The sequence below is a fragment of the Pseudomonas sp. RA_105y_Pfl2_P56 genome (assembly GCF_963970845.1).
GTDB classification, from domain to species: domain Bacteria; phylum Pseudomonadota; class Gammaproteobacteria; order Pseudomonadales; family Pseudomonadaceae; genus Aquipseudomonas; species Aquipseudomonas baetica_A.
Genome location: NZ_CAXAPL010000022.1, coordinates 47,280 through 73,705, shown reverse-complemented (window position 1 = coordinate 73,705; position 26,426 = coordinate 47,280). Strand labels below are relative to the sequence as shown.

Sequence of the window (26,426 nt, the reverse complement as noted above, 5' to 3'; positions counted from 1 at the left end):
ATATCACGCATCCATAACCTGACTGACGGGTGCAGGGTCAACCACAAAAAAGGAGTGGGGTGTGCTGGCGACGGCTCTGGTGTTGATAGCGGCGCTGCTGCATGCGGCGTGGAATACCCTGATCAAATTCAGCGCCGAGCGGCTGCTGGTGGTGGCGTGCATGGACAGCGTGGCGCTGTTGTTTGTCGCTGTCGCGTTGCCCTTTGTGAGCTTGCCTCCCGCAGACATCTGGCCGTGGATTCTGGCTTCGGCAGCTTTTGAACTGCTGTATCGCTATCTGCTGATTCAGGCGTATCGGGTCGGCGACCTCGGGCTGGTCTATCCGCTGATGCGTGGTTTGTCGCCGCTGGTGGTGCTGGCGCTGACGCTGATCTTTGCCGGTGAGGAACTCAGCACTCAGCAGATATTCGGCATCATGCTGATTCCGTTCGGGATGGCATGCCTGCTGTGGCAGGGCGGCGGCGGTAAACATTTACCGTGGTCGATGCTGCCCGTGGTGGCGCTTATCGGCCTGTGCATTGGTTGCTACACCTACATCGATGGTCAAGCGTTGCGGCGCTGGTCGCATCCGCTGGATTACCTGGTCTGGGTCACGCTGCTCAGCGCCTGGCCATTTCCCTTGCTGGCGTGGGCCTCCAAGCGCTCGGCGTTCATACAGTTCTGGCGTGAGCAATGGAAGTTGGGGCTGGCGGTCGGGTTCTGCGTGTTGTTCAGCTACGCTCTGGTGCTGTGGGCGATGCAATTGGGCTCGATTGCCGAGGCAGCGGCGTTGCGCGAGATCAGCGTGATCCTGGTGGTGCTGTTCGGCATGCGTTATCTGAAAGAACCTTTCGGTCGGCCGCGGCTCTTAGCCTGTGGGCTGGTGCTGATCGGCATGCTGGTCATGAAGTTCTGACCGCCCGCAAACCCTATCACTCGAAAAAGGATGGCGTTATGACGGTGGCTTTATGGTGTGTGTTGATTGCGATCTTTTTGCCGTATGTGTGCACGATTGTGGCCAAGGTCTCGGGCGGTTTCAGGCTGAGCGACAATCATGATCCCCGGGATTTTCTCGACAGCGTCGGTGGCGTAGCCCGGCGGGCGCATGCGGCGCAGATGAACAGCTTTGAGGTGATGCCGGCGTTTGCGGCGGCGGTGATCGTTGCGCATCTGGTGGGCACGGCGCAGTTGGTGACGGTCAATGTGCTGGCGGTGCTGTTTATCACCAGTCGCCTGCTTTACATCATCTGCTATCTGGCGGACTGGGCGATTTTGCGGTCGCTGGTGTGGTTTGTCGGGATGGGATTGATTGCTTCGTTCTTCTTTGTGTCGATCTGATTCTGGGGTGTGGCTACTGGCTCTTCGCGAGCAGGCCCGCACCCACGGGGATGTATTCCAACTGTGGGAGCGGGCTTGCTCGCGAAAGCGCGAGTAACCTAAGGTTTGTTTTTGGCTGTGTCTGCCACCTGCGGCACTTGTGGCAACGCGACACCTTTGGGCCAGAGCATCCAGATCTGCCCCTGCTGCTTCATGTCCCCGGCCAGTTGCCCGGCTGCATCGCCAGTGCCCCAGAACAGATCTGCACGAACTTCGCCGGCAATCGCGCCGCCGGTATCCTGCGCCGCCACTGGCCGCACCAAAGCCGTGCCGTCCGGACGGGTGGTCGACAGCCACAACAGGCTGCCCAACGGAATGACCTTGCGATCTACCGCCGCGCTATAACCGGCCGTCAGTGGCACGTTCAACGACCCGCGCGGGCCTTCATTGCTGTCCGGGTTGCGCGTGAAGAACACGTAGCTCGGGTTGCTGGCCAGCAGTTCCGGGATGCGCGAAGGGTTGGCCTTGGCCCAGTTGCTGATCGCACCCATGGTGACGTCTTCTTTCTTCAACTCGCCTTGCTCGACCAGCCAGCGGCCGATTGGTCGGTACGGGTGACCGTTCTGGTCGGCGTAGGCGATACGCAGTTGTTTGCCGTCCGCCGTCTGTATCCGCCCGGAACCCTGGATCTGCAGGAATTGCAGATTCATCGGGTCGGTGAGGTAAGCCACCACGGGTGCTTTCACACCTTTGGATTCGATGGTTGCGGCATCGTCATACGGCTTGAGCACCCGGCCTTCGAGGCGACCGCGCAGACGCTTGCCCTTGAGCTCAGGATAAATGCTGTCGAGGGAGACGATGATCATGTCCTCCGGTACGCCGTACACCGGCACATTGGCCGTTTCGGTTGGCGTCAGGCTGCCGGGGTAGACCGGTTCGTAGTAACCGGTGATCAAGCCGTTGGGGTTGTCGTTCTCGGCGCGCAAGCCGAACACGTCGAGGTTCTGCTTGAGGAACGCGCGGATCTCCTTGGCGCTCTGCGAAACATTGGTCGCCGCTGCGCAGGTGGCGCCCCAGACCGGATCTGCCTTGAGTCGGGTGCAAGCGCTGCGCCACGAACCGAAACCGGCCACCAGATCGCTGTCGGACACGGCCGGCAATGCTTCCCACGTTGCGCTGGAGTAAGTGGCCAAGGCGTGGGTTTTCGGTTTGGCGTCGTCGCCGCCGGTACAACCAGCCAGCATTGCCAGCAGCGCAAGCGTTGCGATCAGCGGGTGACGCCAGGCTTTTAAACGGCTGTTCATGGAGTGATTCCTGTGCTGGCTGCCCGAGAGCTCCATGCGCTCAAGCAATCCGTATTTTTAATAGGGCTATTGGTGTTTGTCGGTGAGGCGAGGATACTGGCCGCCGAATTCCGTGACCTGAAGCCACCATGACTCTTAAAAGAATTTCTGTTGTATTGCTGGCCTGTCTGACCTTGTCCGCCTGTGGCGGTGTCGATCCGAATTCCCCGCTGGGTCAACGCAAAGCGATCTTCAAACAAATGCTCAAGACCAGTGAAAACCTGGGCGGCATGTTGCGTGGGCGCGTTCCGTTCGACGGACCGAAGTTCGCCGAAGGTGCCGTCAAGCTCGATGCGTTGTCCCATGAGCCCTGGAAGCATTTCCCGCAAGTTCGCGAAGAAGATCACACCAGCGCCAAGGACGATGTCTGGCAGAACCAGGCCCGTTTTCAGGAAATGGCCCGTACCCTTGAAGCGGCGACCGGTGAGCTGGTGATCGCCAGCCAGGTTCAGCCCTACAAGGCCAGTAACCTGGGGCCTGCGGTACAGAAAGTTGAAGATGCCTGCAGCGCTTGCCATAAAAAGTTTCGGGATCATTGATCTTTGTAGCCTGACGTCATCGCGGGCATGCTCGCGATGACGTCAGGCAGCTTGCCGGCTTCTTATTTATCGATTTCGTCCAGCGCTTCCTGCAATGCCTTGCGCGCCTCGGCCAGTTTGTCTTTGCGTTTGTTGATCTTCTCGGGATCGCCTTTCTTCATGGCTTTGTCCAGATCCGCCTGGCGCTTGCTGACGTCGTGTTTGGCATCGAGCACCTTGTTTTCGCGCTCTTTCTTCAGGCCGGCGTCGGTGCAATGTTCGGTGACTTCGCGCAGCGCCGTTTCCAGCCCTGTCTGCTGATCGGCATTGCCGCGCGACTTGGCCTGCTCGATCTGGTTCATGATGCCTTGCTTCTTGGCTGCGCAGCCGGTCAGGCCTGGAGCGTCTTCAGCGGCCATCACGGGGGCGGCCATCACACCGCAGAGGGTGAGCAGGGCGAGCGGTGCAAGAAATTTCATAAGAGCTCCATGTGCAAGGGCAATCGGGTCGGTTGGGCACTGCGCTGTTGGAGCGCCTCGGTGGCCGTTGGGTTCCCGGCGCGCCGGGTTTGCATGTTCAGAAACCGTCGATTCCGGCGGCGTGTAAGGTTTCGCTCAGTGCCTGCACCTGCGGTTCGCGGAAGAATGCGCTCAACTGCGCTGCGCGACCGGGGCCGATGCCGGGCTCTGCCTGCCATTGTGCGGTGTCGCGTTGTGCCAGCGCCTGCCATGAGTCAGCCAGTTGTGCCTGGCCGGTGGGCGGTAAGCCCAGCGCTTTGAGCCATCGTGCAAACGGTTGTTGCCGTGCACTGCGAAAACTGTCCATCAGGCGCACGCTGCTGCGTTCGCCAAAGCCGGCAATGTTAGCAAGCTCTGGCTCGTCGAGGGTCAACCAATCCAGCAGGTTGTTCAGACGGCCTGTTTCCAGAAGTTTCTCCCAAGTGCCCCGGCCGACCTGCGACATGGCCAGCCCCTGTTTGCCACTGAGCCACGTCAGGCGAGCGAGAAACTGGGTTTCGCAGCCCGCTGTCGGTTGCCAACAGCTGAGTGCGTGAAATTCGCTGGAGTCGGGGATGTAAATGTCTGCGCGTTCGGTCGTGCGCAGCACAACACGGTCGAGGCGCGGAATCGTCAGCCCGGCGAGACTGATTGCCACCTGATCGCCGGGGCGAATGTCCAGTTCCTGCCAGCGTTTCAGAGAGCTGGCGCTGACCCGTTTGATCTCCCGGTCGTCGAGCATGACGGGTGTCAATTCGAGTACGGGGGTGATGCGCCCGGTGCGGCCGATTTTGAAATTGACCTTGCGCACGTCGGCCAACGCCTGAGCGAACGGATACTTCCAGGCGATGGCCCAGTAGGGTGCACGCGCCTGCCAGCGCTCGGCGGACGGCCGCTGGCTTTGGCGCAGAACGACGCCATCGGTGGCAAACGGCAGGGGCGAGCGGTACCAGTGATCGCGCCACTTCTGCGCGTCTGCGAGGTGGGCGACGGGATGGCTGTATCGCTCGGTCGAGGCGAAACCCAATGTCGCCAGGGTGGATGTTCGTTCGGCCAGATCCAAAGGCCCTTGCGGCCAGTCCCAGACGAACAGTCCGATCCCGGCGGCTTGCTCCGAACTCAGGGCTTTGCGGCCCATCAGTCCGGCGACGATTGCGCGGGCGTTGACGCTGCCGGCGCGTGCTTGCACATGCTCGCTCAGTCGCCAATAGAGTTCGCCTTGCACGAGCAAATCCAGCGGTTGCTTGAGTTGTTGGGGAATGGCGCCGATCTTGCGCGCCGATGCGGTCCAGTCCTGCCCGCTGATGCCGTCTCCCCGACTGATCGCCTGTTGCAAATGTCCGCCGCGATACATCAGCGTCACTGCAACGCCATCGACCTTGGGCTGTACCCAGACATCCTTGCGATCCCGAAGCCAGGCCTCAACGGCTTCGGCTTTATGAAGTTTGTCCAGGCCGGTATGGGCGACGGGGTGCGCCACTGTGCCAGAGGCTGTGCGCAAAGGCGCGGCAGTCAATGGCAAGTTGAAGCACTGGCGCCAATCGCTTAGCCGCCAGCGCGATTGGTCGTAGAGTTCGTCGGCAATCAATGAGCGGCCTTGGCGGTGATAGGCGTCGTCCCATTGGTCGATCTGGTTTTGCAGGGTAGTGATTTCGCGTTGGGCTTGGGCCGGAGGCCAGTTCGGGCATTCGGCTTGGGCGTTGAAGCTGTGGAGCGTCAGCAGAAAAGTCATCAACAGGCGCAGTGTGGCAAACATCGTGAGCGTCCTTGCTCAAGGGGAGTGCTTGAAGGCTAGGCGAGGATTCCAGATTGGGTGTGTGGGGTGTTTTGCGGGGTGTTTCTGATCGGGAATTGATGTCGCCTGTTCGGGTGTCTTCGCGGGCAAGCCCGCTTGTGCAGGTGTATCGGTTGAATTCAGCCTCGCATTTGGGGCAAGAAAAAGCCCCGCACGGCGCGAACCGTGCGGGGCTTTTCATGCCGCCAGGGAATTACAGGCCGGCAGCAGAACGCAGGGTGTCGGCGCGGTCGGTTTTTTCCCAGGTGAAGGTGGTGAAGGTGTCTTCGCCAACCGTCTTGGTTTGCGGCGTGCGACCGAAGTGGCCGTACGCTGCGGTTTCCTGGTACATCGGGTGCAGCAGGTCCAGCATGGTGGTGATCGCGTATGGACGCAGGTCGAACACTTCACGCACCAGTTTGATGATCTTGTCATCGCTGATCTTGCCGGTGCCGAAGGTGTTCAGCGAGATCGACGTCGGCTGAGCCACACCAATGGCGTAGGACACCTGGATCTCGCAACGCTCGGCCAGGCCGGCAGCGACGATGTTCTTGGCAACATAACGGCCAGCGTAAGCCGCCGAACGGTCAACCTTCGAAGGATCTTTGCCGGAGAACGCGCCGCCGCCGTGACGGGCCATGCCGCCGTAGCTGTCGACGATGATCTTGCGACCGGTCAGGCCGCAGTCACCTACCGGGCCGCCAATGATGAACTGGCCGGTCGGGTTGATGTGGAACTGGGTGTCTTTGCTCAGCAGTTCGGCAGGCAGTACGTGCTTGACGATCAGCTCCATTACGCCTTCGCGCAGGTCTTTGTACGACACTTCAGGGTTGTGCTGGGTCGACAGGACAACCGCCTCGATACCGACAACCTTGCCGCCTTCGTAACGGCAAGTGACTTGCGACTTGGCGTCTGGACGCAGCCAAGGCAGCAGACCCGATTTACGGGCTTCGGCCTGACGCTGCACCAGTTGGTGCGAGAAGGTGATCGGCGCTGGCATCAAAACGTCGGTTTCGTTGCTGGCGTAGCCGAACATCAGGCCTTGGTCGCCGGCGCCCTGATCTTCAGGCTTGGCGCGGTCAACACCCTGGTTGATGTCCGGGGATTGCTTGCCGATGATGTTCATCACGCCACAAGTGGCGCCGTCGAAGCCGACTTCGGAACTGGTGTAGCCGATGTCGCAGATCACGTCACGAACGATCTGCTCCAGGTCGACCCAGGCGCTGGTGGTCACTTCACCGGCTACGATGGCCACGCCGGTCTTGACCAGGGTTTCCACCGCAACGCGTGCGTGTTTGTCCTGGGCAATAATGGCGTCCAGCACCGCATCGGAAATCTGGTCGGCGATTTTGTCCGGATGTCCTTCAGACACGGACTCGGAGGTGAAGAGGGAGTATTCGCTCATCTCGATGTTTTCCTGAATTTACCGATGGTGAGTGTCGCCAGCCGGTCGCTGAAAGTGGCGAACCTGGATCTGGAAACCATTACGTAAGCCTATATAGAGGCTTTCCCCGGGAACGAGTCCCGCAGCGGTGGCCCAACGGGCCAAATCATCCTGTTCAAACCCCAACCACAGATCACCGCAGGCCTCCCTGGCCCAACTCTGGTTGTGGCTACATAACTCTGTTACGAGCAAGCTACCGCCCGGTTGCAGCAGGTTGGCCATGTGCTTGAGCGCTTCGGCCGGCGCGGCGAAATGGTGCAAGACCATGTTCAGCACTACGCAATCGGCCTGAAGGCTGGAGCTGTTCAATGCATCGGCCAATTGCAGGCTGACGTTAGCCAGTTCTTCGCGAACGCATACCTGACGCGCCAGTTCGAGCATCGCCGGGCTGTTGTCCAGCGCGGTGACGGTGCTGAAGCGGCTGGCCAGTTCCGGCAGAAAAGCACCATCGCCGGGTCCGACTTCAATGGCCGTGGCAGCACCATTGAAGTTCAGTTTGTCGAGCAGGGCCAGCACGCTGTCGCGGTACTGCGGCAGGCCTGCAATCAAGTCTTGCTGGGCGCGGAATTTCTCCGCCACCCGGGCGAAAAAGTCCTGGCTGGCCGCCGCACGTTGTCCGTGAACCTGAGCGATGCGCGCCAAAACATCGGCGGGCAGGGTCAGATTGTCGACTTCTTCTAACAATGCCGCGTGCAGTTTGCCGCCGAGCAGTTCGGTGTGGGGCAGGGCGCGGCGATAAAAGATCGCGTTGCCTTCGCGGCGGGTCGCCACCAGATCGGCCTGGGCCAGCACTTTAAGGTGATGGCTCATGCCCGACTGACCGATACCGAAGATTTGCGCCAGTTCCAGTACACCGAACGAATCGTTGGCCAGCGCGCGCAATACATTCAGCCGCAGCGGATCGCCGCCGGCCTTGCACAGGGCTGCCAGCTCGTCGCAATCATCATGTCGAATGGAAGGCGCGTGTAAGTTCATAGGGCAGGCAGTCTATTGATGGGCACAAAGCACTGCAAGGGCAATATCAAAAAGTTTTGATATTGCACGATAGATGGCACTTCTCGCTGAAGGGTTAACTCTACAAACCAGCAGCGGAAAGGTTTCACCCGCACAATCGGCCGCTAACCATGGGAAAAACGCCTCCGGATGACTATCTGTCATTGCCCCGAGGCGCTCCGGTGAGGGAAAATGCCCTCCTTTTTTCCGTTTCAATCTATTCACACCCAGGAGATCAGCGATGCCTAGCCGTCGTGAGCGTGCCAACGCCATTCGTGCCCTCAGCATGGATGCCGTGCAAAAAGCCAACAGCGGCCATCCCGGTGCCCCTATGGGTATGGCAGATATCGCCGAAGTACTTTGGCGCGACTACCTCAAGCACAACCCGAGCAATCCATCGTTCGCTGACCGTGACCGCTTCGTGCTGTCCAACGGCCACGGCTCGATGTTGATCTACTCGTTGCTGCACCTGACCGGTTACGACCTGTCGATCGACGACCTCAAGCAATTCCGTCAACTGCACAGCCGCACCCCGGGTCACCCGGAGTTCGGTTATACCCCGGGCGTTGAAACCACCACCGGCCCGCTGGGTCAGGGTCTGGCCAACGCGGTGGGTTTCGCGCTGGCAGAAAAAGTCCTGGCGGCGCAGTTCAACCGTCCGAGCCACAACATCGTTGACCACCACGCCTACGTTTTCCTGGGTGATGGCTGCATGATGGAAGGCATTTCCCACGAAGTCGCTTCCCTGGCCGGTACTCTGGGTCTGGGCAAGCTGATCGCTTTCTACGATGACAACGGCATCTCCATCGACGGCGAAGTCGAAGGCTGGTTCACCGATGACACCCCGAAGCGTTTCGAAGCCTACAACTGGCAAGTGATCCGCAACGTTGACGGTCACGACCCGGAAGAGATCAAGACTGCCATCGACACCGCGCGCAAGAGCGCGCAGCCGACCCTGATCTGCTGCAAGACCACCATCGGCTTCGGCTCGCCAAACAAACAGGGCAAAGAAGACTGCCACGGCGCCCCACTAGGTGACGCGGAAATCGCTCTGACCCGCCAGGCACTGAACTGGAACCACGGCCCGTTCGAAATCCCGGCCGACATCTATGCCGAGTGGGATGCCAAAGAAGCTGGCCGTGCCGTTGAAGCCGAGTGGGATCAGCGTTTCGCTGCCTACTCCGCCGCGTTCCCGGCTGAAGCCAACGAGCTGATCCGTCGTCTGAGCGGTGAACTGCCGGCTGACTTCTCGGAGAAAGCCTCGGCCTATATCGCTGAAGTCGCTGCCAAAGGCGAAACCATCGCCAGCCGTAAAGCCAGTCAGAACACCCTGAACGCGTTCGGCCCGCTGCTGCCGGAACTGCTTGGCGGTTCGGCCGACCTGGCCGGTTCCAACCTGACCCTGTGGAAAGGTTGCAAAGGCGTCAGCGCTGAAGATGCCAGCGGCAACTACATGTACTACGGTGTGCGCGAATTCGGCATGACCGCCATCATGAACGGCGTCACCCTGCACGGCGGCCTGGTGCCTTACGGCGCGACCTTCCTGATGTTCATGGAATACGCTCGCAATGCCGTGCGCATGTCCGCTCTGATGAAGCAGCGCGTGATCCACGTCTACACCCACGACTCCATCGGTCTGGGCGAAGACGGCCCGACGCACCAGCCGATCGAGCAACTGACCAGCCTGCGTACCACGCCGAACCTCGACACCTGGCGTCCAGCCGATGCCGTTGAATCGGCTGTGGCCTGGAAAAACGCTCTGGAGCGCAAGGACGGCCCGTCGGCGCTGATTTTCTCGCGTCAGAACCTGCAGCACCAAACCCGTGATGCTGGCCAGATCGCCGATATCAGCCGCGGTGGCTACGTGCTGAAGGACTGCGCAGGCGAGCCGGAGCTGATTCTGATTGCGACCGGTTCGGAAGTCGGCCTGGCTGTTCAAGCCTTCGACAAACTGACCGGGCAGGGCCGCAAGGTGCGCGTGGTTTCCATGCCTTGCACCAGCGTGTTCGATGCTCAGGATGCTGGCTACAAGCAAGCCGTCCTGCCGTTGCAGGTTGGCGCGCGTATTGCGATCGAAGCGGCTCACGCCGACTTCTGGTTCAAGTACGTGGGGCTGGAAGGTCGCGTGATCGGCATGACCACTTACGGTGAGTCGGCGCCTGCGCCAGCACTGTTCGAAGAGTTCGGCTTCACCCTGGAAAACATCCTGGGTCAGGCTGAAGAACTGCTGGAAGACTGATCCAGAAGTCGCGTCGTCCGGACTGACGCCTTCGCGAACAAGCCCGCTCCCACAGGAAATTACATTCCAATGTGGGAGCGGGCTTGCTCGCGAAAGCGGTGGTTCAGACGCCACTGCAATAACGGATTCAAACGGTAATCGAGAACCCCATGCCTCAACCGCGTCCTTACAAAGTTGCACTCAACGGCTACGGCCGGATTGGTCGTTGCGTCTTGCGTGCGTTGTTTGAGCGAGGCGAAAAAGCCGGGTTTGAAATTGTCGCAATCAACGATCTGGCTGACATGGCCAGCATTGAATACCTGACACGCTTTGACTCCACTCATGGCCGGTTTCCCGGCGAAGTGCGGGTTGAGGGCGATTGTCTGCATATTAATGGCGACTGCGTGAAGGTCCTGCGCAGTGCCACTCCCGAAGGCATCGATTGGGCGTCCCTGGGCGTCGATCTGGTGCTTGAATGCTCCGGCGCTTACAACACCCGTGAAGACGGCCAGCGTTTCCTCGACGCCGGCGCGCCACGCGTGTTGTTCTCGCAGCCAATGGCCAGCGAGGCGGATGTCGACGCCACCATCGTCTACGGCGTCAATCAGGATTGCCTGACCGGCGACGAACTGCTGGTGTCCAATGCCTCCTGCACCACCAACTGCGGCGTGCCGCTGTTGCGTCTGCTGGACAAGGCCATTGGTCTGGATTACGTGTCGATCACCACCATTCACTCGGCGATGAACGATCAGCCAGTGATCGACGCCTATCACCACGAAGACCTGCGCCGCACCCGTTCGGCGTTCCAGTCGGTGATCCCGGTGTCCACCGGTCTGGCGCGCGGTATCGAGCGTCTGCTGCCGGAACTTGCCGGGCGAATTCAGGCCAAAGCCGTACGCGTGCCGACGGTCAACGTCTCCTGCCTCGACATCACGATGCAGACCACCACCGCGACCGACGCCAATGAAGTCAACCGGATCTTGCGTGAAGCCGCCACCAGCGGCCCGCTCAAAGGCCTGTTGGCTTACACCGAGCTTCCCCACGCAAGCTGTGATTTCAATCATGACCCACATTCGGCCATCGTCGATGCCAGCCAGACCCGTGTCTCAGGCCCAAAGCTTGTGAACATCCTGGCCTGGTTCGATAACGAATGGGGTTTTGCCAACCGAATGCTGGACGTTGCAGAACACTATCTGCAAACAGCAACTTCAAAAAAACCGTAGGAAGTGCGACCCATGACCGTGTTGAAGATGTCCGACCTCGATCTGCAAGGTAAGCGCGTATTGATCCGCGAAGACCTCAACGTCCCAGTCAAGGACGGTGTCGTCACCAGCGACGCGCGTATCCTGGCTTCGCTGCCGACCATCAAGCTGGCCCTGGAAAAAGGTGCCGCCGTCATGGTGTGCTCGCACCTTGGCCGTCCGACCGAAGGCGAATTCTCCGCCGAGAACAGCCTCAAGCCAGTCGCTGACTACCTGAGCAAGGCGCTGGGCCGTGAAGTGCCGCTGGTGGCTGATTACCTGGGCGGCGTTGACGTCAAGGCTGGCGACATCGTGCTGTTCGAAAACGTGCGCTTCAACAAGGGCGAGAAAAAGAACGCTGACGAACTGGCCCAGCAGTACGCCGCCCTGTGCGATGTGTTCGTGATGGACGCCTTCGGCACCGCGCACCGCGCCGAGGGCTCGACCCACGGCGTGGCCAAGTTCGCCAAAGTCGCCGCCGCTGGCCCGTTGCTGGCCGCTGAACTGGATGCACTGGGCAAAGCCCTGGGCGCTCCGGCCAAGCCAATGGCGGCCATCGTTGCCGGCTCCAAGGTGTCGACCAAGCTCGACGTGTTGAACAGCCTGAGCCAGATCTGCGATCAACTGATCGTCGGTGGCGGCATCGCCAACACCTTCCTCGCCGCTGCCGGTCACCCGGTTGGCAAGTCGCTGTACGAGCCGGACTTGCTGGACACCGCTCGCGCCATCGCCGCCAAGGTCAGCGTGCCGCTGCCGGTCGATGTTGTGTGCGCCAAGGAATTCGCTGAAAGCGCTGAGGCGACCGTCAAACTGATCGCTGACGTCGCTGCCGACGACATGATTCTGGACATCGGCCCACAGACCGCCGCGAACTTCGCCGAACTGCTGAAATCGTCGAAAACCATTCTGTGGAACGGCCCGGTCGGCGTGTTTGAGTTCGACCAATTCGGCAACGGCACCAAAGTGCTGGCCCAGGCCATCGCTGACAGCGCTGCGTTCTCCATTGCGGGCGGTGGCGACACCCTGGCCGCCATCGATAAATATGGCGTGGCTGAGCAAATCTCCTACATTTCCACCGGTGGTGGCGCGTTCCTCGAATTCGTCGAGGGCAAAGTGCTGCCGGCCGTTGAAGTCCTGGAAACCCGGGCCAAGGCCTGAGGCCGCCCGTTTGGCCAGGCAAAGGAGTGGTCACATGGTCAAGTCGTTAGCACTGTTGCTGCTGACCGGTACGCTGGCGGCCTGCGGGAGCAACCCGAAGGCCGAAGCGACACCGGCACCCAGCGAGTTGAACAAGGGCTGTTATCAGACCGACTGGCAGGCCGAAACCAACCCGGTGCTGAACAAGCGCTCGGGGCCGGACGGTCTGGAGAAATACGAGACGCAAACCCCGGCCAAGGAACATGGTTGTCCTTGACGGGTCTGACTCTTTAACTCAGGGCTGGCGGCGTGCGCTGCCGGTCGAGGAACACGGATGAAAGGCTTGATCGCCATTGCGGCGTTGGCATTGTTGGGCGGTTGCGCGCAGTTGAACCTGTTTCAGTCGTCCGCCCCGGCGGATAACTGGACGACCTGGACCTGCGACAGCCAGGCCAAAGTGCTGTGGCGCTACGCCGATGCCGACAAGAAGGAAGTCGACGTCCGTTTGGGCGGCGGTGATCAGGTCTATCGCCTGAAAGAAGAGCCGGGCGCCTCGGGCACGCTGTACAGCGACGGCATGCTGGCGTTTCACGTCAAGGGTGACGAGGGCCTGGTTTACTGGGTCGCCACCAATGACCTGATTGGCCGCGGCTGCAAAGCGCAGTAATTGACACACCACAGTTCTAATGTGGGAGCGAGCCTGCTCGCGAAAGCGGTCTGACAGGCACTGCATCAGCGACTGCAAGATTGCTTTCGCGAGCAGGCTCGCTCCCACAGGGTTCTGTGTAGTTCTCAGGATTTTGCTTTATCGAATCACCAGACCGGGCCTCAACCCCCGATCTGCAATCACTTGAATAGCCGCCGCCGCTCCGGCAGGCTGGCACGATTAACGACCCTCAACCGGGAGAGACACACACAATGGCACTTATCAGCATGCGCCAGATGTTGGACCACGCAGCCGAGTTCGGCTACGGCGTTCCAGCCTTCAACGTCAACAACCTTGAGCAGATGCGCGCCATCATGGAAGCCGCTGACAAGACTGACTCCCCGGTGATCGTTCAGGCTTCGGCCGGCGCCCGTAAATACGCTGGCGCACCCTTCCTGCGTCACCTGATCCTGGCGGCGATCGAAGAATTCCCGCACATCCCGGTGTGCATGCACCAGGACCACGGCACCAGCCCTGACGTCTGCCAGCGCTCCATCCAACTGGGCTTCAGCTCGGTGATGATGGACGGCTCCCTGGGCGAAGATGGCAAGACCCCGACCGACTACGACTACAACGTCCGCGTGACCCAGCAAACCGTGGCCATGGCTCACGCCTGCGGCGTCTCGGTAGAAGGCGAGCTGGGCTGCCTGGGTTCGCTGGAAACCGGCATGGCCGGTGAAGAAGACGGCATCGGCGCCGAAGGCGTTCTGGATCACAGCCAGATGCTGACCGACCCGGAAGAAGCCGCTGACTTCGTCAAGCGCACTCAGGTGGATGCCCTGGCCATCGCCATCGGCACCAGCCACGGCGCCTACAAGTTCACCAAGCCGCCAACCGGTGACGTGCTGGCCATCGACCGCATCAAGGAAATCCACAAGCGCATCCCGAACACCCACCTGGTGATGCACGGTTCGTCCTCTGTGCCACAAGAGTGGCTGGCGATCATCAACCAGTACGGCGGCGACATCAAAGAAACCTACGGCGTACCGGTTGAAGAAATCGTAGAAGGCATCAAGCACGGCGTGCGCAAGGTCAACATCGACACCGACCTGCGCCTGGCGTCCACTGGCGCCATGCGTCGCCTGATGGCCACCAACCCGAGCGAATTCGACCCACGTAAATTCTTCGGCGCCACCGTGACTGCAATGCGTGATGTGTGTATCGCTCGTTATGAAGCGTTCGGTACTGCGGGTAATGCTTCGAAGATCAAACCGATCTCCCTGGAAGCGATGTACCAGCGTTATCTGAAAGGTGAGTTGAACGCCAAGGTTAACTAAGCCTGAGCGTTAGACTGGTTTAAAAAAAACCCGCCGTGAGGCGGGTTTTTTTGTGTTTTTTAGAGGTGAATGATTTCCCCTTTGAAGTTGCAGGAAGCCTTAAGTTCGCCCAAGTCCAAAACCTTGATAAGTCCAGACGCCGTTGGGGCCTGCATAGTTACGGCCTCCAGTTAAGGTGTTGAAATCTGAAGTGTTAAATGTCCAACTTTCCGCGTTTTCTCCGATTGTACCTGTCAGCATAACCGTTGTGGTGGTTGCGCCAATGGTTTGATGTCCTGTCAGTGTGCCCGTGGGGCCGCTAACACTGGCGGTTGCTGTTACTGCTCCACCGATGTCATCACTGTAAGTGACATACAGATAAATGTTGGATCCGCCATAGGCGCCATAGAAGTTACCAACGAGCTTGCCCATTATAAAAATCCTTTTCGTGCGGTTAATAGTGGATGGTGGGAATTGTTTTGTTGCTTTGCCTGTTTTTGCTAGTTGCGGAGTTGAAGTTAAACGGTGTCTTGTACTTCGTCACCTGTCAGAGTTGACAGGTTTTAATGTTGTTTCGCGATAAACAATAGTCTTTCTATGGGCGTAATTAGAGCTACCTTGGGGTCACATATGTAAAATCCGCCGGCCAGGCGCGCGGTCCTTTCAATTCGACCGGAACTGACACCGTATCGCTACTAAAGGCGGGAGTTGAATTCTATATTTCATAGAACGGATCGTGCGGTGGATAATTCGAATTCGATATTGATACCTGTCAGGTTTGACAGTGGTCGTTTTTATTGTTTTCGCACAGGCTTGGGGTTCAACTTGGTAATGGAGGACTGACTCATGAGCAAGAAGGATTTACCACCGAAAGAGAAAGGTCCGGCACCCGTAACGATTCCGCCGGAACCAGCGTCATCGACAGAGGTAATCAAAAACTCAAGGGGACCGGCGCCCTATACACTTCCCAAGCAACCGGAGTGAAAGCAAGGACCGAAAACCTGCAGCCATGCGTAATGCTGTTTATTTAAGTATTTGAACTCACGCTGGACTTTCTGGAAATCCGATGCCGGATCTGTAACATCGGATTTTTTTTGTCCGCTCAGCAGGTCTCGACCTCGGCGAACGTTCAACTTCTGCGACGTGAAAGCGTTCATCTACCCATGAACGAAGGTTTAGGGAAACTCTGAAAAAGACTTCCCGATCTGCTGAAATACCCGCCTCACACGAATCGAACGGTTGAGCTCCGATGAAACAGATGTCCTTCGCCGATGCCGAGTACGCCGGCAAACGTAAGCAGACCCGCCGCGAGCGCTTCCTGATCGAGATTGATCAGGTCGTGCCCTGGAAGGGCCTGATTGCCTTGATCGAACCGCACTATCCGAAAGGCGAAGGTGGTCGTCCGGCGTATCCGTTGATGGCGATGTTGCGGGTGCATCTGATGCAAAACTGGTTCGGCTATAGCGATCCGGCGATGGAAGAAGCACTTTACGAGATCACGATCCTGCGCCAGTTTTCCGGGCTGCATCTGGATCGAATTCCCGATGAAAACACGATCCTCAACTTCCGGCGCCTGCTGAAAAAAACGAATTGGCCGGCGGGATTTTGCAGGTCATCAACGGCTATCTGGGTAACCGCGGCCTGCTGTTGCGCCAAGGCACCGTGGTCGATGCGACGATCATTCATGCGCCGAGCTCGACCAAGAACAAGGACGGCAAACGTGACCCCGAGATGCATCAGACCAAGAAAGGCAATCAGTATTTTTTCGGGATGAAAGCGCACATCGGCGCCGACGCCGAATCCGGTTTGGTACATAGCCTGGTGGGCACGGCGGCGAATGTAGCGGATGTGACCCAGGTCGATCAGTTGCTGCATGGCGAGGAAACGTACGTCTGCGGCGATGCCGGTTACACCGGTGTGGATAAGCGTCCTGAGCATCAGGATCGCCAGATGATCTGGTCGATTGCCGCCCGGCCCAGCACGTACAAGAAACACGGCAAGGAGGGTTTGATCGCTCAGGTGTGCCGAAAAATCGAATACGCGAAGGCTCAGGTACGGGCCAAAGTTGAGCATCCATTTCGCGTGATCAAACGTCAGTTTGGGTATACGAAAGTGCGCTTTCGTGGTCTGGCGAAAAACATCGCTCAGCAGACGACGTTGTTCGCGTTGTCGAATCTTTGGATGGTGCGAAAGCGGTTGTTGAATGCAGGAGAGGTGCGCCCGTGATGCGCGAAATGCACCGAGAAAAGGTGTGATTCAAGGAAAAGACATGAATTAAAAAGCGCCAAAGCCTGATTTTTGTCAGGTCATCGATTTTTTGAGCGCCCAATGAAGGGATATCAAAACATCGGTGACTACTTCAGACCTTCCATAAAGAAAAACTGGACAGAAAAAGGACCGGAAAAGGGGGAGGATTTATTAAATTACTCCATCCCCTTCGATTTTGTGTAAGCGCCGCCGCACAGCGATGCGTGACGTCTGTATCGCGGGTTATGAAGCGTTCGGTAATGCGGGTAATGCTTCGAAGATCAAACTGATCTCGCTGGAAGCGATGTACCAGCGTTATCTGAAAGGTGAGTTGAACGCCAAGGATAACTAAAGTCTGAGTGTTAGCTGCTGATTCAAGAAACCCGCCGACGGCGGGTTTCTTGTGGCGGCGTTTACAGAGATTGTGGCGAAATTGGAATTTTATGGGGTGTTTCTCTGGACTTTTAAAAATCAGAAGTGCAACGAACGGAGTTAATTTTGTTTGAGAGACTCCTCTATGAAACTCTCCAGTTGAGGTCTGGGCACGGCGCCATTCTGATTCGCCACGACGCTTCCGTCCTTGAATAGCTTCATCATTGGGATGCCGCGCACGCCAAGCATGGTCGGCGTTTCAGGGTTCTCATCGACGTTCAGTTTGACAAAGGTCAGCTTGCCTTTGTAAGCCTCGGCTATCTCGTTCAGTATCGCAACCATCATTATGCTAGGTCTGTGCGATGGCGCCCAGAAATCGACCAATACGGGTAACTCGGATTTTAAAACATCGACCTCAAAAGAAGCGTCGGTGATGTTTTTTATCAGTTCGCTGCTCATGTGGATTTCCTTGAATTAATAGCACTGGCGGGCCAGACGTTATTGCCTGGCTCGCGTTGTCCTGTGCAGGTTGCTTTGCTTCGTTGAATCTAGAACGGTATATGCCGTGCGTCACCTGTAATAACTGACAGTTTTTTATATGAATTCGCTATGTGACCTAGACCCAGATGTGAACTGAAAAAACTCCATGATCAAACAATCGAGGTGGAGCCAGCGTTCCAGCGTTAGCTAAAAGGTTTGTTGAACAAGCGCTCGGCTTTGATCCACGTTATGAAAAACCCGCCGTGAGGCGGGTTGCTTTTTTGCTGAACAGAACTACTCCTTCAACTCAACATGATCCAGTGCCTGATTCACCGCCAGTTCACCAAGCATGACGACCTGCGCGATGCCCAGCGCGGTCTTGCGGTGTGAGGTGTCGAGCATGGCGGCGAAGTTGTTGAGCATTTCGCTGGCTGAGCCCAGGGTTTCGCTGGCGTTGGCCAGCAAGGATTCGGTGTTGTACTTCGGGTTGGCGAGGTACATGGGCTCGGGTTTATGCGTGCTGGCCATGATGAAGGCGCACGGTTTGAGGTAATGGTCGAGGGCGCGTTCGGCGGCGTCGTTGAGTTTTCTCGAGTCGAGAGATTCGTAGGGGGATGCGGGATCTGTTTCTGGCGGGTGCGGCGTTGATTTTGTCATTTGCTCGAAACCTGGTTGGAGTGCCCCGCTTTGGCTACTAAATCAAAGTGGAGGCAACTGTACGCAGGTTAGTAGACCGGGGTTTCGAGCAAGCCGGCGCACCCGAAGGTGCCCTGCGCACAGTTACCATCAAGCGCAGGTAGCAAAATACCTGACTGACAGATGCTTGTGCACAACGCTTGAAACCACGGGCTACTAAACCCGATCACTGGAAATCAGTGACGCGAATCAAGTTACCGATGGCCCGCCAGGCGCACAAGCCGGCGGATTCTGGCGTAGTGGTAGGCAACGACGCAAGCTGTTGTAGGCATCCGGAAGTAACGGTGAGAGCCTTTAAACACCGGCGTTTAAAAAGGTCTGGCGGGTGACAAATTACCTGTGGCGAGGGCGCTTGCTCCCGCTGGACTGCGCAGCAGGCCCCGCTTTTTTAGGGCCGCTTCGCGCCCCGGGAGCAAGCTCCCTCGCCACAGGGACAGTGTCTATAGAGGGATTATTTGTCGTGATCGATATCGAGCTTGGAGAAGGTCACCTGCCCACCTTCACTCGTATACCCCGTGTTGTCCTGCACATAAACCCCAGCCTTGAAGTACAACGGCTTGTTCCGCCACGTCGCGCTGATTTTCGAATCCCACTGATAACCCGCCGCGCTGACGCCCAGTGCGCCGCCGGGGCTCAAGTGGATGAGGTAGTTGAATTCACGATCCAGTTTGACCCCGGTGGCGAGCGTGATGACGCGGCTTTCGTCGTCATCTGGATGCATGCGCACCTTGATCACCAGGTTGCCGGTTTGGGTTTTGGTCTTGTACTGGTACTCGAGTTTTACCAGCGGTTTCTGGCTTTGGTAAGCGTGGATCTGGCCGATGACGATCTTTCCGGAACTGGGCACTTTGTTGACCGTAACGGTCGCGCGCAGCAGGTTGTCGGCGTCGGGGTAGTACCAGTTGCGCAAGGTGCCATTGCTGTAGGTTTCGCGCAGTTCGGTGCGCGGGTAGATGGCGTTTTCGGTTTTTGATCCGGTCACCGGCGACCAGAAAAACAGCGTGCCGGTGTCGGAATGGAAGTACTGATCCTTGAAGCCCTTCACCAGTTTTGAGGTTTCGACGGTGTACGGCGGGCTGCCGACTGGAACGCTGAGGTTCCAGGTTGCGAGATCGATCATGTCGGTTCTTCCACTCGATTGATCCTGAACGCGCGTGCCAGAAGCTCTAGTCCGCGCCTTTTGGGGGCGGTCTTTATAAGCGCAGAGGCGTTTTTTGTTAACGGCCGTTTGGCAGATGGTTGGCGTCAACATCCTGTCGAAATGCCATGTTTCCCGGATTGCGTGGGCTGTAGCGACGACCGTTAGTCGGCTAGACAATCATTGGTTAGCTGATGGCCTGATGACAGCTTCTGCTTTTGCCGATCCGGGACTAGAGTGAAGCCTCTATATATGTACGGTTTTTAGCGGAAACCGATCTGATGTCCTGACAAGAGAAGCAGCATGGAATGCGCGCAAACACAGCCAGGTGAAGGCAGCTCAGTCCTATTGATCGTTGATGACTACCCTGAAAATCTGATTAGCATGCGGGCTTTGCTGCAGCGTCAGGATTGGCAGGTGTTGACCGCCGCCTCCGGTTTCGAGGCGCTTAACCTTCTGCTCGAACACGACGTCGATCTGGTGCTGCTGGACGTGCAGATGCCAGGCATGGACGGTTTTGAAGTCGCGCGACTGATGCGCGGCAGCCAGCGTACGCAACTCACGCCGATTATCTTTCTCACCGCCAACGAACAGTCTCAGGCTGCCGTGATCAAGGGGTACGCCAGTGGCGCGGTGGATTATCTGTTCAAGCCGTTCGACCCGCAGATCCTCAAGCCCAAGGTGCAGGCGTTGCTGGAGCACCAGCGCAATCGTCGAGCCTTGCAACGTCTGAGCCGGGATCTGGAATCCGCTCGGGCCTTCAATGCATCGGTGCTGGATAACGCCGCCGAGGGCATTTTGGTGCTGGGCGAGGATGGTTTGATTCGCTTTGCCAATCCGGCGATTTCACGGTTGCTCAATGCGCCGGTAAGGGATCTGGAGGGTAAGGAGTTTCTCGACTATCTGCAGAAACCGCACATTCCGGTGTGGGCCGATTCCGAGTTTTACACCCGCTATCAGCGTGGTGAAACGCTGAGGCTGCACGATGCGTTATTACGCACGGCGCCGGGCCAGCAGGTGCCGGTGGCGCTGTCTTGTGCTGCGTTGCCCGTCGAGCAACACGCCATGGTAGTGACGGTGCTGGATATGTCGGTGGTGCGCCATTTGCACCAGCAACTCGAATTTCAAGCCGTCACCGATCCGCTGACCGGGTTGCTCAATCGCCGTGGTTTTTACCAGACCGTGGAAAACCTGCTGCTGCGCGGCGAACGCAATGACAGCAGTTGGGTATTGCTGTATCTGGATCTTGATGGGTTCAAGCGGGTCAACGACTCACTCGGGCACGATGTCGGCGACCGTGTGCTGCGCTGGGTGTCCGAGCAATTGAAGGCTTGCCTGCGGCCGTTCGATATTCTGGCGCGCATGGGTGGGGATGAATTCACGGCGCTGCTGGATCTTGAGTTTCCCGAACAGGCGGCGAAGATTGCGGAAAAGCTCATCGAACGGGTGTCGATCTGTCAGCAGATTGAAGGTCTGGATATCGCCCTCGGCGCAAGCATCGGCATCGCCACTTATCCCGATTGCGGGTCGAACCTCGACGGACTGCTGCGTGCTTCGGACATCGCCATGTACGAAGCCAAGCGTGCCGGGCGTCAGCAATATCGTTTCTACGATCACGAAATGAACGGTCGGGCGCGTTCGCGTTTGATGCTCGAAGAAAGCGTGCGTACCGCCATCGAAAACCGCGATTTCAATCTGGTCTATCAACCACAAGTGGCGATCGACAGTGGTCAGATCCGTGGTTTTGAGGCGCTGTTGCGTTGGCAGCACCCGAGTGTCGGCGACGTGCCGCCGGGGCTGTTTTTGCCGTTGCTGGAAGAGGCGCGGCTGATCAGTCGCCTCGGCAGCTGGATTTATCATCGTGGTGCCGGTCAGCGCAAAGCCTGGGAAACCTTGTTTGCCGAAGACCTGGTGCTCGGCGTGAGTTTGAGCAACACCCAGTTCAGCCTGCCGAATCTGGTCACCGAGTTGCGCCAGGTCATGGAGCGGCACGCTCTGCAGCCGCGGCAACTGGAGGTCGAAGTCACCGAAGAGGCATTGATGCAAAACCCCGAGGAAACGCGCAAACAATTGCGTTTGCTGCGCAATCTGGGGGTGCGGGTGGCGCTGGATGACTTCGGCTCCGGACCGTGCTCGCTGGCGCACCTGCGCGATCTGGAACTGGATACGCTCAAGCTCGATCGCCACCTGATTGCGCGATTGCCGGACTCCAAACGCGATGCCTCGCTGGTCAGCACGGTGATCGCGTTGTGCAAGCAATACGGGTTGCTGGTGATCGCCGAAGGGGTCGAGACCATCGAGCAGTACCAATGGCTGCAAGCCCATGGCTGCGAGTACGTGCAAGGCTTTTTGGTGGCGCGGCCATTGATCGCCGAAGATGCCGCCAGCTTTACCGAGCCGTTTGACTGGAGCGCGTTGTCCGGCTGAATTCGCTACACTGGCGCACCTTTTCGAACCGTGTCGCTCGTCCATGACTGTGTTGAAGTATCTCCAGGCCTATCCTGCGCCACTGCAGGATCAGGTACGCCAACTGATCGCCGACGGGCGTCTGGGTGAATATCTGGATCAACGCTATTCGGGGTGCCACGATGTGCAGAGCGACAAGGCGCTTTACACCTACGCCCTGGACTTGAAGCAGCAATACCTGCGCAACGCCCCGGCCATCGACAAAGTGCTGTTCGACAACCGCCTCGACCTGACCCATCGCGCCCTCGGCCTGCACACCACGGTTTCGCGTGTGCAGGGCGGCAAGCTCAAGGCCAAGAAAGAGATTCGTATCGCCTCGCTGTTCAAAGAGGCGGCGCCGGATTTTCTGAAAATGATCGTGGTGCATGAACTGGCGCACTTCAAAGAGTCGGATCACAACAAGGCGTTCTATAAATTGTGTGAGCACATGCTGCCGGGGTATCACCAGGTCGAGTTTGACCTGCGGGTGTACCTGACCTGGCGGGATATGCAGTGAAGATCTGTCACGTTGGGAGTGTTTGGATGGATGTCAGCAAAACCAAAAGCAGTTTTTACCGACGTCTATACGTCGCGTATCTGATCGATAGCGGCTTGGCGCCCAGCGTGCCGGCGTTGACTGAAATCACCGGGATGCCCCGGCGCACGGCGCAGGACACAATTGCCGCGTTGGCGGATCTGGACATCGTCTGTGAGTTCGAGCAGGAAGAGGGCGCACGCAACCATGCCGGGCGCTATAGGGTTCGTGAGTGGGGGGCGATTGATCGCGGGTGGATCGAGCGCAATTTGCGCCAGATCAAGGCTGTGCTTGAGTATCCCTGAGCCTTGTATCGATTGAACTGACACCTTCGCGAGCCAGCCCGCTCCCACAGGAGAATGCATCCCGACCGTGGGAGCGGGCTGGCTCGCGAAGGGGCTGTCAGGAACGGCGCATCCCGATGTGCGCAATGCCATCCTCCAGATATTCCTCACCCACTGCGACAAACCCGTACTTGCCGTAATACCCCTGCAAATGCGCCTGTGCCGACAGGTAGATCGGCACCTGCGGCCAATGCCGCTCGGCCTGTTTCAGCGCCTGTTCCATCATCTCGTGGCCCAGCCCTTTACCGCGCGCCTGTGCTGAGGTCGCTACCCGGCCGATGACCACGTCACCGCCCTGGGACTCCGGATCCAGCAGGCGCAGGTAGGCCACCAGTTGACCTTTGTCCCAGCCCATCAAATGGTAGGTGTCGCCCTCCAGATCCTGCCCGTCGAGATCCGGATACGCACATTTCTGTTCGACCACGAACACTTCCGTTCGCAACTTCAACAGTGCATACAACTGCTCTTTGCCCAGATCGTTGTGATGTTTGCAGACCCACTCGATTGTCATTGTCCGACTCCTTGAACGTGTGGCCCGATACTAAGCGCACTGGCCGCAGATGTCTTTATGGCGTAAGAGTCTGTGACAAAGGTCAAAATGCCACTATTCCTTTCTCGCGACAGTGACATCTTTGTGTAATCTGCATAGGAGCGCTGTGCAATGGCTCCAATGAGCTAATGTTAGGGCCTGGGTTTTGCCGGTAAGGGGCCTTGGGGTTTTGACTGAAAACGCGCCGGGCTGCTCGCCCGCTAAGGATTTTCAAGCATGCCGCGACTGCATCGAGCCTTTGCTTTGATCGGGTTGCTCTTACTGGCTCAAACCGCCGTAGCGGACAAGTTGCGGCTGGTGTTTGATATCTGGCCACCCTTTACCGATGACACCTTGGTCAACGGCGGTCTGGCCACCGACATTGTCAGCACCGCGCTGGCCCGGGCCGGGTATGCCAGCGATTACGAGCAAGTGCCGTGGGCTCGGGCACTGATGGGTGTCGGTGAGGGTCGCTACGATGTGCTGGTCAACGCCTGGTATAACGACGAACGCACCAGGCTTGGGCAGTTTTCCGGTGAGTACCTGCTCAACCGCGTCCGCTTCCTCAAGCGCAAAGACACGCCGCTCGAATACAGCAACTTGCAGCAACTGCACACTTATCCGATCGCGGTGGTGCGCGGTTACGCCTATTCGGCGCCGTTTGATGCCGACACCGCGTTGCAGAAAGTCCCTGTGCATAACTTCGCCATGGCCGTGCGCATGCTCGCGGCGGACCGGGTCAAGTTGACGCTGGAGGATGAATATGTGGCGAAGTATTACCTGGCGCGGGAATCCGCCAAGGTGCGCAATTCGGTGGAGTTTCTACCCAAGCCGTTGAGTGAGAACAGCCTGCACATTCTGGTGAGCCTGAAAAATCCGCAGCATGAGCAGATTGTCGCGGGGTTTGACAAGGCGATAGCGGCGATGAAGGCGGATGGCAGTTATGACAAGTTGTTGAGGCAGCATGGGATGTGAGGGCTGACCCGGATTCTGTGGTGCTGCGAAGGCGTCCTGTCAGCCAGCGCCAATCTCATTGGTGTCTTTGATCAAATGCGCCGCCAAGGTACGCAACGGCCCCAACTGCCGGCAGATCAACGCCAGTTGCGTCTGCACCAGGCGCTGTCCTTCATCAATCTCATCGGGCATCTGTTCCAGTTCATTGGCCAGCGCTTCTTCTTCATCGCTCTGAATCGCAATCGGCTGCTTGCTCGCCAGCCCTTGAGCGATTTCATCGATGCTCGTCGCCAATTTCACCCCGGCGCCGTCGATCAAGTGTTCGCGCACATCTGCCGGTAACTGCGTTTCCCGGTGCGCGCCCAGCCCCGACAGGTAGCTGAGCAGGGTGTGCGACAGGACCAGAAAACGGAAGCCCACATCCGCTTCTTTGCGGAAATGTCCCGGCTCCATCAGCATGTTCGCCAGCGTCGTCGACAGCGCTGCATCGGCGTTGTGCGCGTTGCGTCGAGCCAGACGATAAGCCAGGTCGTCGCTTTTGCCCGCGGCGTATTGCTGCATGATCTGGCGCAGGTAGATGCTGTTGCAGGTCAGGGTGTTGGCCAGCACTTTGTTCAGGCGTCGACCCTGCCAGTCCGGCAGGAACAGGAAAACCGCCAGCCCCGCGATCAGACTGCCGAGCAAGGTATCGAACAGCCGTGGCAGGAACAGCCCGTAACCGTCGCCGACCTGGTTGAAGCAGAACAGCACCATGATGGTGATCGCGGCGGTGGCCAGGGTGTAGCGGGTGGTGCGGTTGGTAAAGAACACCACGCCGGCAGCAATCGCAAAGCACGACTGCACCAACGGGCTTGGGAACAGATCGAACAGCGCCCACGCTACGGTCAGGCCGATGGCAGTGCCGACGATCCGCTGGCCGAGTTTGCGGCGTGTTGCGCCGTAGTTGGGCTGGCAGACGAACAGCGTGGTGAGGATGATCCAGTAGCCTTGCGACGGGTGAATCAAATGCACCATCCCGTAGCCGATACTCAACGCCAGCGGCAGGCGCAGGGCATGGCGGAACAGCAAGGATGTCGGCGTCAGTTGCGTGCGCAGGCGAACCCACACGTCTTTCAGATTGCGCGGCGAGCGGTCGAGCAAACTGCTGTCGGTGGCATCGGCCAAGGCATCGGGGTTGCTCGCATCACTGAGCAATCGGTCGAGGGTGCCGAGGTTGGCAGCCAGTGCGCGCAGTGAGCGCAGCAGGCCGCGCCAGGCCGGGTTGCTCTGGATGCGCAGGTGTTCGAGGGAGGCATCGAGGTCGCTCAGGGCGTCAGCGAAACTGGCGTCGTAGACGAAGGGCTGACGCATCTGGATCGATTCGGCCAATGCCCGGCAGGCCTTGCCTTGCTGGCGCAACAGGCGCTGACAGCGGAACAGCACGTCGCTGTGGAAAAACGCATCGGCCAACGCGTTGTACGGATAGTGCGAAGAACTGGCGCGTTCGTGGATGTCCTGGGCGAGGAAGTACAGTTTCAGGTAACGGCTGACTTTCGAGCCAGGGCGACCGTTGCCGACGCGGTGCAGGATGATTTCCTTGGCGCTGTTCAGCGCAGCGACCACGCGACCATTTTGCTGTGCCAGTTCTAGCCGTCGTACTTCGACGTCCATCTGCCGGATCGGCTCGAACAGCGAGGATTTGAGTTTCAGGTAAAAGCCCAGTTCACGGAACAGTCGCGCCAGGCTTTGCTGCACGGGCTGATTGGAGAACAGCGCCTGCCACAACACCGACAGCAGGCCGTACCACGCGGCACCGGCCACCAGCAGCATGGGCTCGTGCCAGAAATCGATGACGGCGCCGCCGCGCTGGTCAACGCCGATCATCGTGTACACGGAAAGAATCAAGGTCGCCGAGGCAATCGCGCCATAACGCTCGCCGAGCGCACCGAGCATGGTCAGGCCGAAACTGGCCAGTGCCAGGGCAACGGCAAAGACGATGGGGTAGGGGAAGAGCAATTCAACCGACAGCGCGGCGACACTGAAACACACCAGCGTCACGGCGAGTGCGTTGAGACGGCCCTGCCAACTGTCGTCGGTTTCGGCCAGGGCGCTGGCGATGATCCCCAGGAACAACGGGATCAGCAGCCCCATTTCATCCTGATACCAACACAGCGCCATGCTGCCGGTCAGGGCGATGAACACCCGCACGCTATAGCTGAATTTATCCAGCGCCCACAGGCGCCGCAAAGACTGACGAAACGAGGTCGAGGACATGAAGTGCGAA

24 protein-coding genes and 2 pseudogenes are annotated in these 26,426 nt (G+C 58.5%); 15 read left to right on the top strand and 11 right to left on the bottom strand.

Features of this window, described 5'->3' with window-relative positions:
• Window positions 1–61: 61 nt before the first annotated feature.
• Together AACY11_RS16480 and AACY11_RS16475 are read left to right on the top strand one after the other, a co-directional pair.
• Window positions 62–895 (top strand): EamA family transporter, encoded by an 834-nt coding sequence (locus tag AACY11_RS16480; RefSeq protein ID WP_339464489.1) that lies wholly within the window; start codon window positions 62–64, stop codon window positions 893–895.
• Between the two features lie 38 nt (window positions 896–933).
• Window positions 934–1,317 (top strand): MAPEG family protein, encoded by a 384-nt coding sequence (locus tag AACY11_RS16475; RefSeq protein ID WP_339430309.1) that lies wholly within the window; start codon window positions 934–936, stop codon window positions 1,315–1,317.
• A gap of 98 nt (window positions 1,318–1,415) precedes the next feature.
• Here the strand turns inward: AACY11_RS16475 and mltA are convergent, their stop codons facing one another.
• Entirely contained in the window at window positions 1,416–2,600 is a 1,185-nt protein-coding gene (gene mltA, locus AACY11_RS16470; RefSeq protein ID WP_339430308.1) for a murein transglycosylase A, read from the bottom strand.
• Window positions 2,601–2,728: 128 nt separating this feature from the next.
• Here mltA and AACY11_RS16465 point away from each other — a divergent pair, with 128 nt between their 5' ends.
• Window positions 2,729–3,178, top strand: coding sequence for a c-type cytochrome (locus AACY11_RS16465; RefSeq protein ID WP_339464488.1), 450 nt, complete (start codon window positions 2,729–2,731; stop codon window positions 3,176–3,178).
• A 62-nt stretch (window positions 3,179–3,240) separates the two neighbouring features.
• On the opposite strand, the gene AACY11_RS16460 is transcribed toward AACY11_RS16465, so the two are convergent.
• The 4 genes from AACY11_RS16460 to AACY11_RS16445 all read right to left on the bottom strand — a co-directional run bounded on the left by AACY11_RS16460 (window position 3,241) and on the right by AACY11_RS16445 (window position 7,847).
• On the bottom strand, window positions 3,241–3,636 hold the full coding sequence (locus AACY11_RS16460; RefSeq protein WP_339430306.1) for a DUF1090 domain-containing protein: 396 nt from the start codon (window positions 3,634–3,636) through the stop codon (window positions 3,241–3,243).
• Window positions 3,637–3,733: 97 nt separating this feature from the next.
• Window positions 3,734–5,410 (bottom strand): NAD-dependent DNA ligase LigB, encoded by a 1,677-nt coding sequence (gene ligB / locus AACY11_RS16455; RefSeq protein WP_339495302.1) that lies wholly within the window; start codon window positions 5,408–5,410, stop codon window positions 3,734–3,736.
• A gap of 232 nt (window positions 5,411–5,642) precedes the next feature.
• Entirely contained in the window at window positions 5,643–6,833 is a 1,191-nt protein-coding gene (gene metK, locus AACY11_RS16450) for a methionine adenosyltransferase (RefSeq protein ID WP_339430304.1), read from the bottom strand.
• An 18-nt stretch (window positions 6,834–6,851) separates the two neighbouring features.
• Entirely contained in the window at window positions 6,852–7,847 is a 996-nt protein-coding gene (locus AACY11_RS16445) for an ArsR/SmtB family transcription factor (RefSeq protein WP_339430303.1), read from the bottom strand.
• A 259-nt stretch (window positions 7,848–8,106) separates the two neighbouring features.
• Here AACY11_RS16445 and tkt point away from each other — a divergent pair, with 259 nt between their 5' ends.
• The 6 genes from tkt (at window position 8,107) to fba (ending at window position 14,444) form a co-directional block, all read left to right on the top strand.
• The gene (gene tkt / locus AACY11_RS16440; protein WP_339495300.1) at window positions 8,107–10,104 is read left to right on the top strand and encodes a transketolase; all 1,998 of its coding nucleotides are present in this window, start codon (window positions 8,107–8,109) and stop codon (window positions 10,102–10,104) included.
• A gap of 149 nt (window positions 10,105–10,253) precedes the next feature.
• Window positions 10,254–11,306: an erythrose-4-phosphate dehydrogenase gene (epd, locus tag AACY11_RS16435; protein WP_339430301.1), complete on the top strand. Its 1,053-nt coding sequence runs from the start codon at window positions 10,254–10,256 to the stop codon at window positions 11,304–11,306.
• A gap of 12 nt (window positions 11,307–11,318) precedes the next feature.
• Window positions 11,319–12,482, top strand: a complete 1,164-nt coding sequence (locus AACY11_RS16430; protein ID WP_221732335.1) for a phosphoglycerate kinase — start codon at window positions 11,319–11,321, stop codon at window positions 12,480–12,482.
• Between the two features lie 34 nt (window positions 12,483–12,516).
• Window positions 12,517–12,738 (top strand): hypothetical protein, encoded by a 222-nt coding sequence (locus tag AACY11_RS16425; protein WP_339495298.1) that lies wholly within the window; start codon window positions 12,517–12,519, stop codon window positions 12,736–12,738.
• Window positions 12,739–12,795: 57 nt separating this feature from the next.
• Window positions 12,796–13,128: an MliC family protein gene (locus AACY11_RS16420; RefSeq protein WP_221732333.1), complete on the top strand. Its 333-nt coding sequence runs from the start codon at window positions 12,796–12,798 to the stop codon at window positions 13,126–13,128.
• Window positions 13,129–13,379: 251 nt separating this feature from the next.
• Window positions 13,380–14,444 carry a class II fructose-bisphosphate aldolase gene (gene fba / locus AACY11_RS16415; protein ID WP_008081027.1) on the top strand — a complete coding sequence of 355 codons (1,065 nt, stop codon included), beginning with the start codon at window positions 13,380–13,382 and terminating at the stop codon, window positions 14,442–14,444.
• A gap of 99 nt (window positions 14,445–14,543) precedes the next feature.
• Here the strand turns inward: fba and AACY11_RS16410 are convergent, their stop codons facing one another.
• On the bottom strand, window positions 14,544–14,855 hold the full coding sequence (locus AACY11_RS16410; RefSeq protein WP_339430300.1) for a hypothetical protein: 312 nt from the start codon (window positions 14,853–14,855) through the stop codon (window positions 14,544–14,546).
• A gap of 817 nt (window positions 14,856–15,672) precedes the next feature.
• Between AACY11_RS16410 and AACY11_RS16405 the strand changes: the two are divergent.
• A pseudogene (locus AACY11_RS16405) lies at window positions 15,673–16,649 on the top strand (IS5 family transposase).
• Between the two features lie 238 nt (window positions 16,650–16,887).
• Window positions 16,888–17,022: pseudogene (locus tag AACY11_RS16400) on the top strand (fructose-1,6-bisphosphate aldolase); the annotation flags it as partial.
• A 140-nt stretch (window positions 17,023–17,162) separates the two neighbouring features.
• On the opposite strand, the gene AACY11_RS16395 reads toward AACY11_RS16400, so the two are convergent.
• The 3 genes from AACY11_RS16395 to AACY11_RS16385 form a co-directional block, all read right to left on the bottom strand.
• Entirely contained in the window at window positions 17,163–17,501 is a 339-nt protein-coding gene (locus tag AACY11_RS16395; RefSeq protein WP_339495296.1) for a thioredoxin family protein, read from the bottom strand.
• A 315-nt stretch (window positions 17,502–17,816) separates the two neighbouring features.
• Window positions 17,817–18,179: a DUF6124 family protein gene (locus AACY11_RS16390; RefSeq protein ID WP_339430298.1), complete on the bottom strand. Its 363-nt coding sequence runs from the start codon at window positions 18,177–18,179 to the stop codon at window positions 17,817–17,819.
• A 490-nt stretch (window positions 18,180–18,669) separates the two neighbouring features.
• Window positions 18,670–19,338, bottom strand: coding sequence for a polysaccharide lyase family 7 protein (locus AACY11_RS16385; protein WP_339464483.1), 669 nt, complete (start codon window positions 19,336–19,338; stop codon window positions 18,670–18,672).
• A gap of 321 nt (window positions 19,339–19,659) precedes the next feature.
• Here AACY11_RS16385 and AACY11_RS16380 point away from each other — a divergent pair, with 321 nt between their 5' ends.
• From AACY11_RS16380 to AACY11_RS16370, 3 genes are read left to right on the top strand one after another with little or no spacing between them, the layout of a single operon-like run.
• A complete protein-coding gene (locus AACY11_RS16380; protein ID WP_339430296.1) occupies window positions 19,660–21,783 on the top strand; it encodes a putative bifunctional diguanylate cyclase/phosphodiesterase in 2,124 nt (707 codons plus the stop codon).
• 43 nt (window positions 21,784–21,826) lie between these two features.
• Entirely contained in the window at window positions 21,827–22,318 is a 492-nt protein-coding gene (locus tag AACY11_RS16375; protein ID WP_339430295.1) for a M48 metallopeptidase family protein, read from the top strand.
• 26 nt (window positions 22,319–22,344) lie between these two features.
• Window positions 22,345–22,641 (top strand): winged helix-turn-helix domain-containing protein, encoded by a 297-nt coding sequence (locus tag AACY11_RS16370; protein WP_339430294.1) that lies wholly within the window; start codon window positions 22,345–22,347, stop codon window positions 22,639–22,641.
• A gap of 97 nt (window positions 22,642–22,738) precedes the next feature.
• Here the strand turns inward: AACY11_RS16370 and AACY11_RS16365 are convergent, their stop codons facing one another.
• Entirely contained in the window at window positions 22,739–23,191 is a 453-nt protein-coding gene (locus AACY11_RS16365; protein WP_339430293.1) for a GNAT family N-acetyltransferase, read from the bottom strand.
• Between the two features lie 255 nt (window positions 23,192–23,446).
• Here AACY11_RS16365 and AACY11_RS16360 point away from each other — a divergent pair, with 255 nt between their 5' ends.
• A complete protein-coding gene (locus AACY11_RS16360; RefSeq protein ID WP_339495294.1) occupies window positions 23,447–24,184 on the top strand; it encodes a substrate-binding periplasmic protein in 738 nt (245 codons plus the stop codon).
• A 39-nt stretch (window positions 24,185–24,223) separates the two neighbouring features.
• Here the strand turns inward: AACY11_RS16360 and yccS are convergent, their stop codons facing one another.
• Window positions 24,224–26,416: a YccS family putative transporter gene (gene yccS / locus AACY11_RS16355; RefSeq protein WP_339430291.1), complete on the bottom strand. Its 2,193-nt coding sequence runs from the start codon at window positions 26,414–26,416 to the stop codon at window positions 24,224–24,226.
• Between the last annotated feature and the right edge of the window lie 10 nt (window positions 26,417–26,426).

Coding starts and splice junctions, on each gene's coding strand:
- AACY11_RS16475 (WP_339430309.1), top strand. CDS start 934: ATGACGGTGGCTTTATGGTGTGTGTTGATTGCGATCTTTTTGCCGTAT.
- mltA (WP_339430308.1), bottom strand. CDS start 2,600: ATGAACAGCCGTTTAAAAGCCTGGCGTCACCCGCTGATCGCAACGCTT.
- AACY11_RS16465 (WP_339464488.1), top strand. CDS start 2,729: ATGACTCTTAAAAGAATTTCTGTTGTATTGCTGGCCTGTCTGACCTTG.
- AACY11_RS16460 (WP_339430306.1), bottom strand. CDS start 3,636: ATGAAATTTCTTGCACCGCTCGCCCTGCTCACCCTCTGCGGTGTGATG.
- ligB (WP_339495302.1), bottom strand. CDS start 5,410: ATGTTTGCCACACTGCGCCTGTTGATGACTTTTCTGCTGACGCTCCAC.
- metK (WP_339430304.1), bottom strand. CDS start 6,833: ATGAGCGAATACTCCCTCTTCACCTCCGAGTCCGTGTCTGAAGGACAT.
- AACY11_RS16445 (WP_339430303.1), bottom strand. CDS start 7,847: ATGAACTTACACGCGCCTTCCATTCGACATGATGATTGCGACGAGCTG.
- tkt (WP_339495300.1), top strand. CDS start 8,107: ATGCCTAGCCGTCGTGAGCGTGCCAACGCCATTCGTGCCCTCAGCATG.
- epd (WP_339430301.1), top strand. CDS start 10,254: ATGCCTCAACCGCGTCCTTACAAAGTTGCACTCAACGGCTACGGCCGG.
- AACY11_RS16430 (WP_221732335.1), top strand. CDS start 11,319: ATGACCGTGTTGAAGATGTCCGACCTCGATCTGCAAGGTAAGCGCGTA.
- AACY11_RS16425 (WP_339495298.1), top strand. CDS start 12,517: ATGGTCAAGTCGTTAGCACTGTTGCTGCTGACCGGTACGCTGGCGGCC.
- AACY11_RS16420 (WP_221732333.1), top strand. CDS start 12,796: ATGAAAGGCTTGATCGCCATTGCGGCGTTGGCATTGTTGGGCGGTTGC.
- fba (WP_008081027.1), top strand. CDS start 13,380: ATGGCACTTATCAGCATGCGCCAGATGTTGGACCACGCAGCCGAGTTC.
- AACY11_RS16410 (WP_339430300.1), bottom strand. CDS start 14,855: ATGGGCAAGCTCGTTGGTAACTTCTATGGCGCCTATGGCGGATCCAAC.
- AACY11_RS16395 (WP_339495296.1), bottom strand. CDS start 17,501: ATGAGCAGCGAACTGATAAAAAACATCACCGACGCTTCTTTTGAGGTC.
- AACY11_RS16390 (WP_339430298.1), bottom strand. CDS start 18,179: ATGACAAAATCAACGCCGCACCCGCCAGAAACAGATCCCGCATCCCCC.
- AACY11_RS16385 (WP_339464483.1), bottom strand. CDS start 19,338: ATGATCGATCTCGCAACCTGGAACCTCAGCGTTCCAGTCGGCAGCCCG.
- AACY11_RS16380 (WP_339430296.1), top strand. CDS start 19,660: ATGGAATGCGCGCAAACACAGCCAGGTGAAGGCAGCTCAGTCCTATTG.
- AACY11_RS16375 (WP_339430295.1), top strand. CDS start 21,827: ATGACTGTGTTGAAGTATCTCCAGGCCTATCCTGCGCCACTGCAGGAT.
- AACY11_RS16370 (WP_339430294.1), top strand. CDS start 22,345: ATGGATGTCAGCAAAACCAAAAGCAGTTTTTACCGACGTCTATACGTC.
- AACY11_RS16365 (WP_339430293.1), bottom strand. CDS start 23,191: ATGACAATCGAGTGGGTCTGCAAACATCACAACGATCTGGGCAAAGAG.
- AACY11_RS16360 (WP_339495294.1), top strand. CDS start 23,447: ATGCCGCGACTGCATCGAGCCTTTGCTTTGATCGGGTTGCTCTTACTG.
- yccS (WP_339430291.1), bottom strand. CDS start 26,416: ATGTCCTCGACCTCGTTTCGTCAGTCTTTGCGGCGCCTGTGGGCGCTG.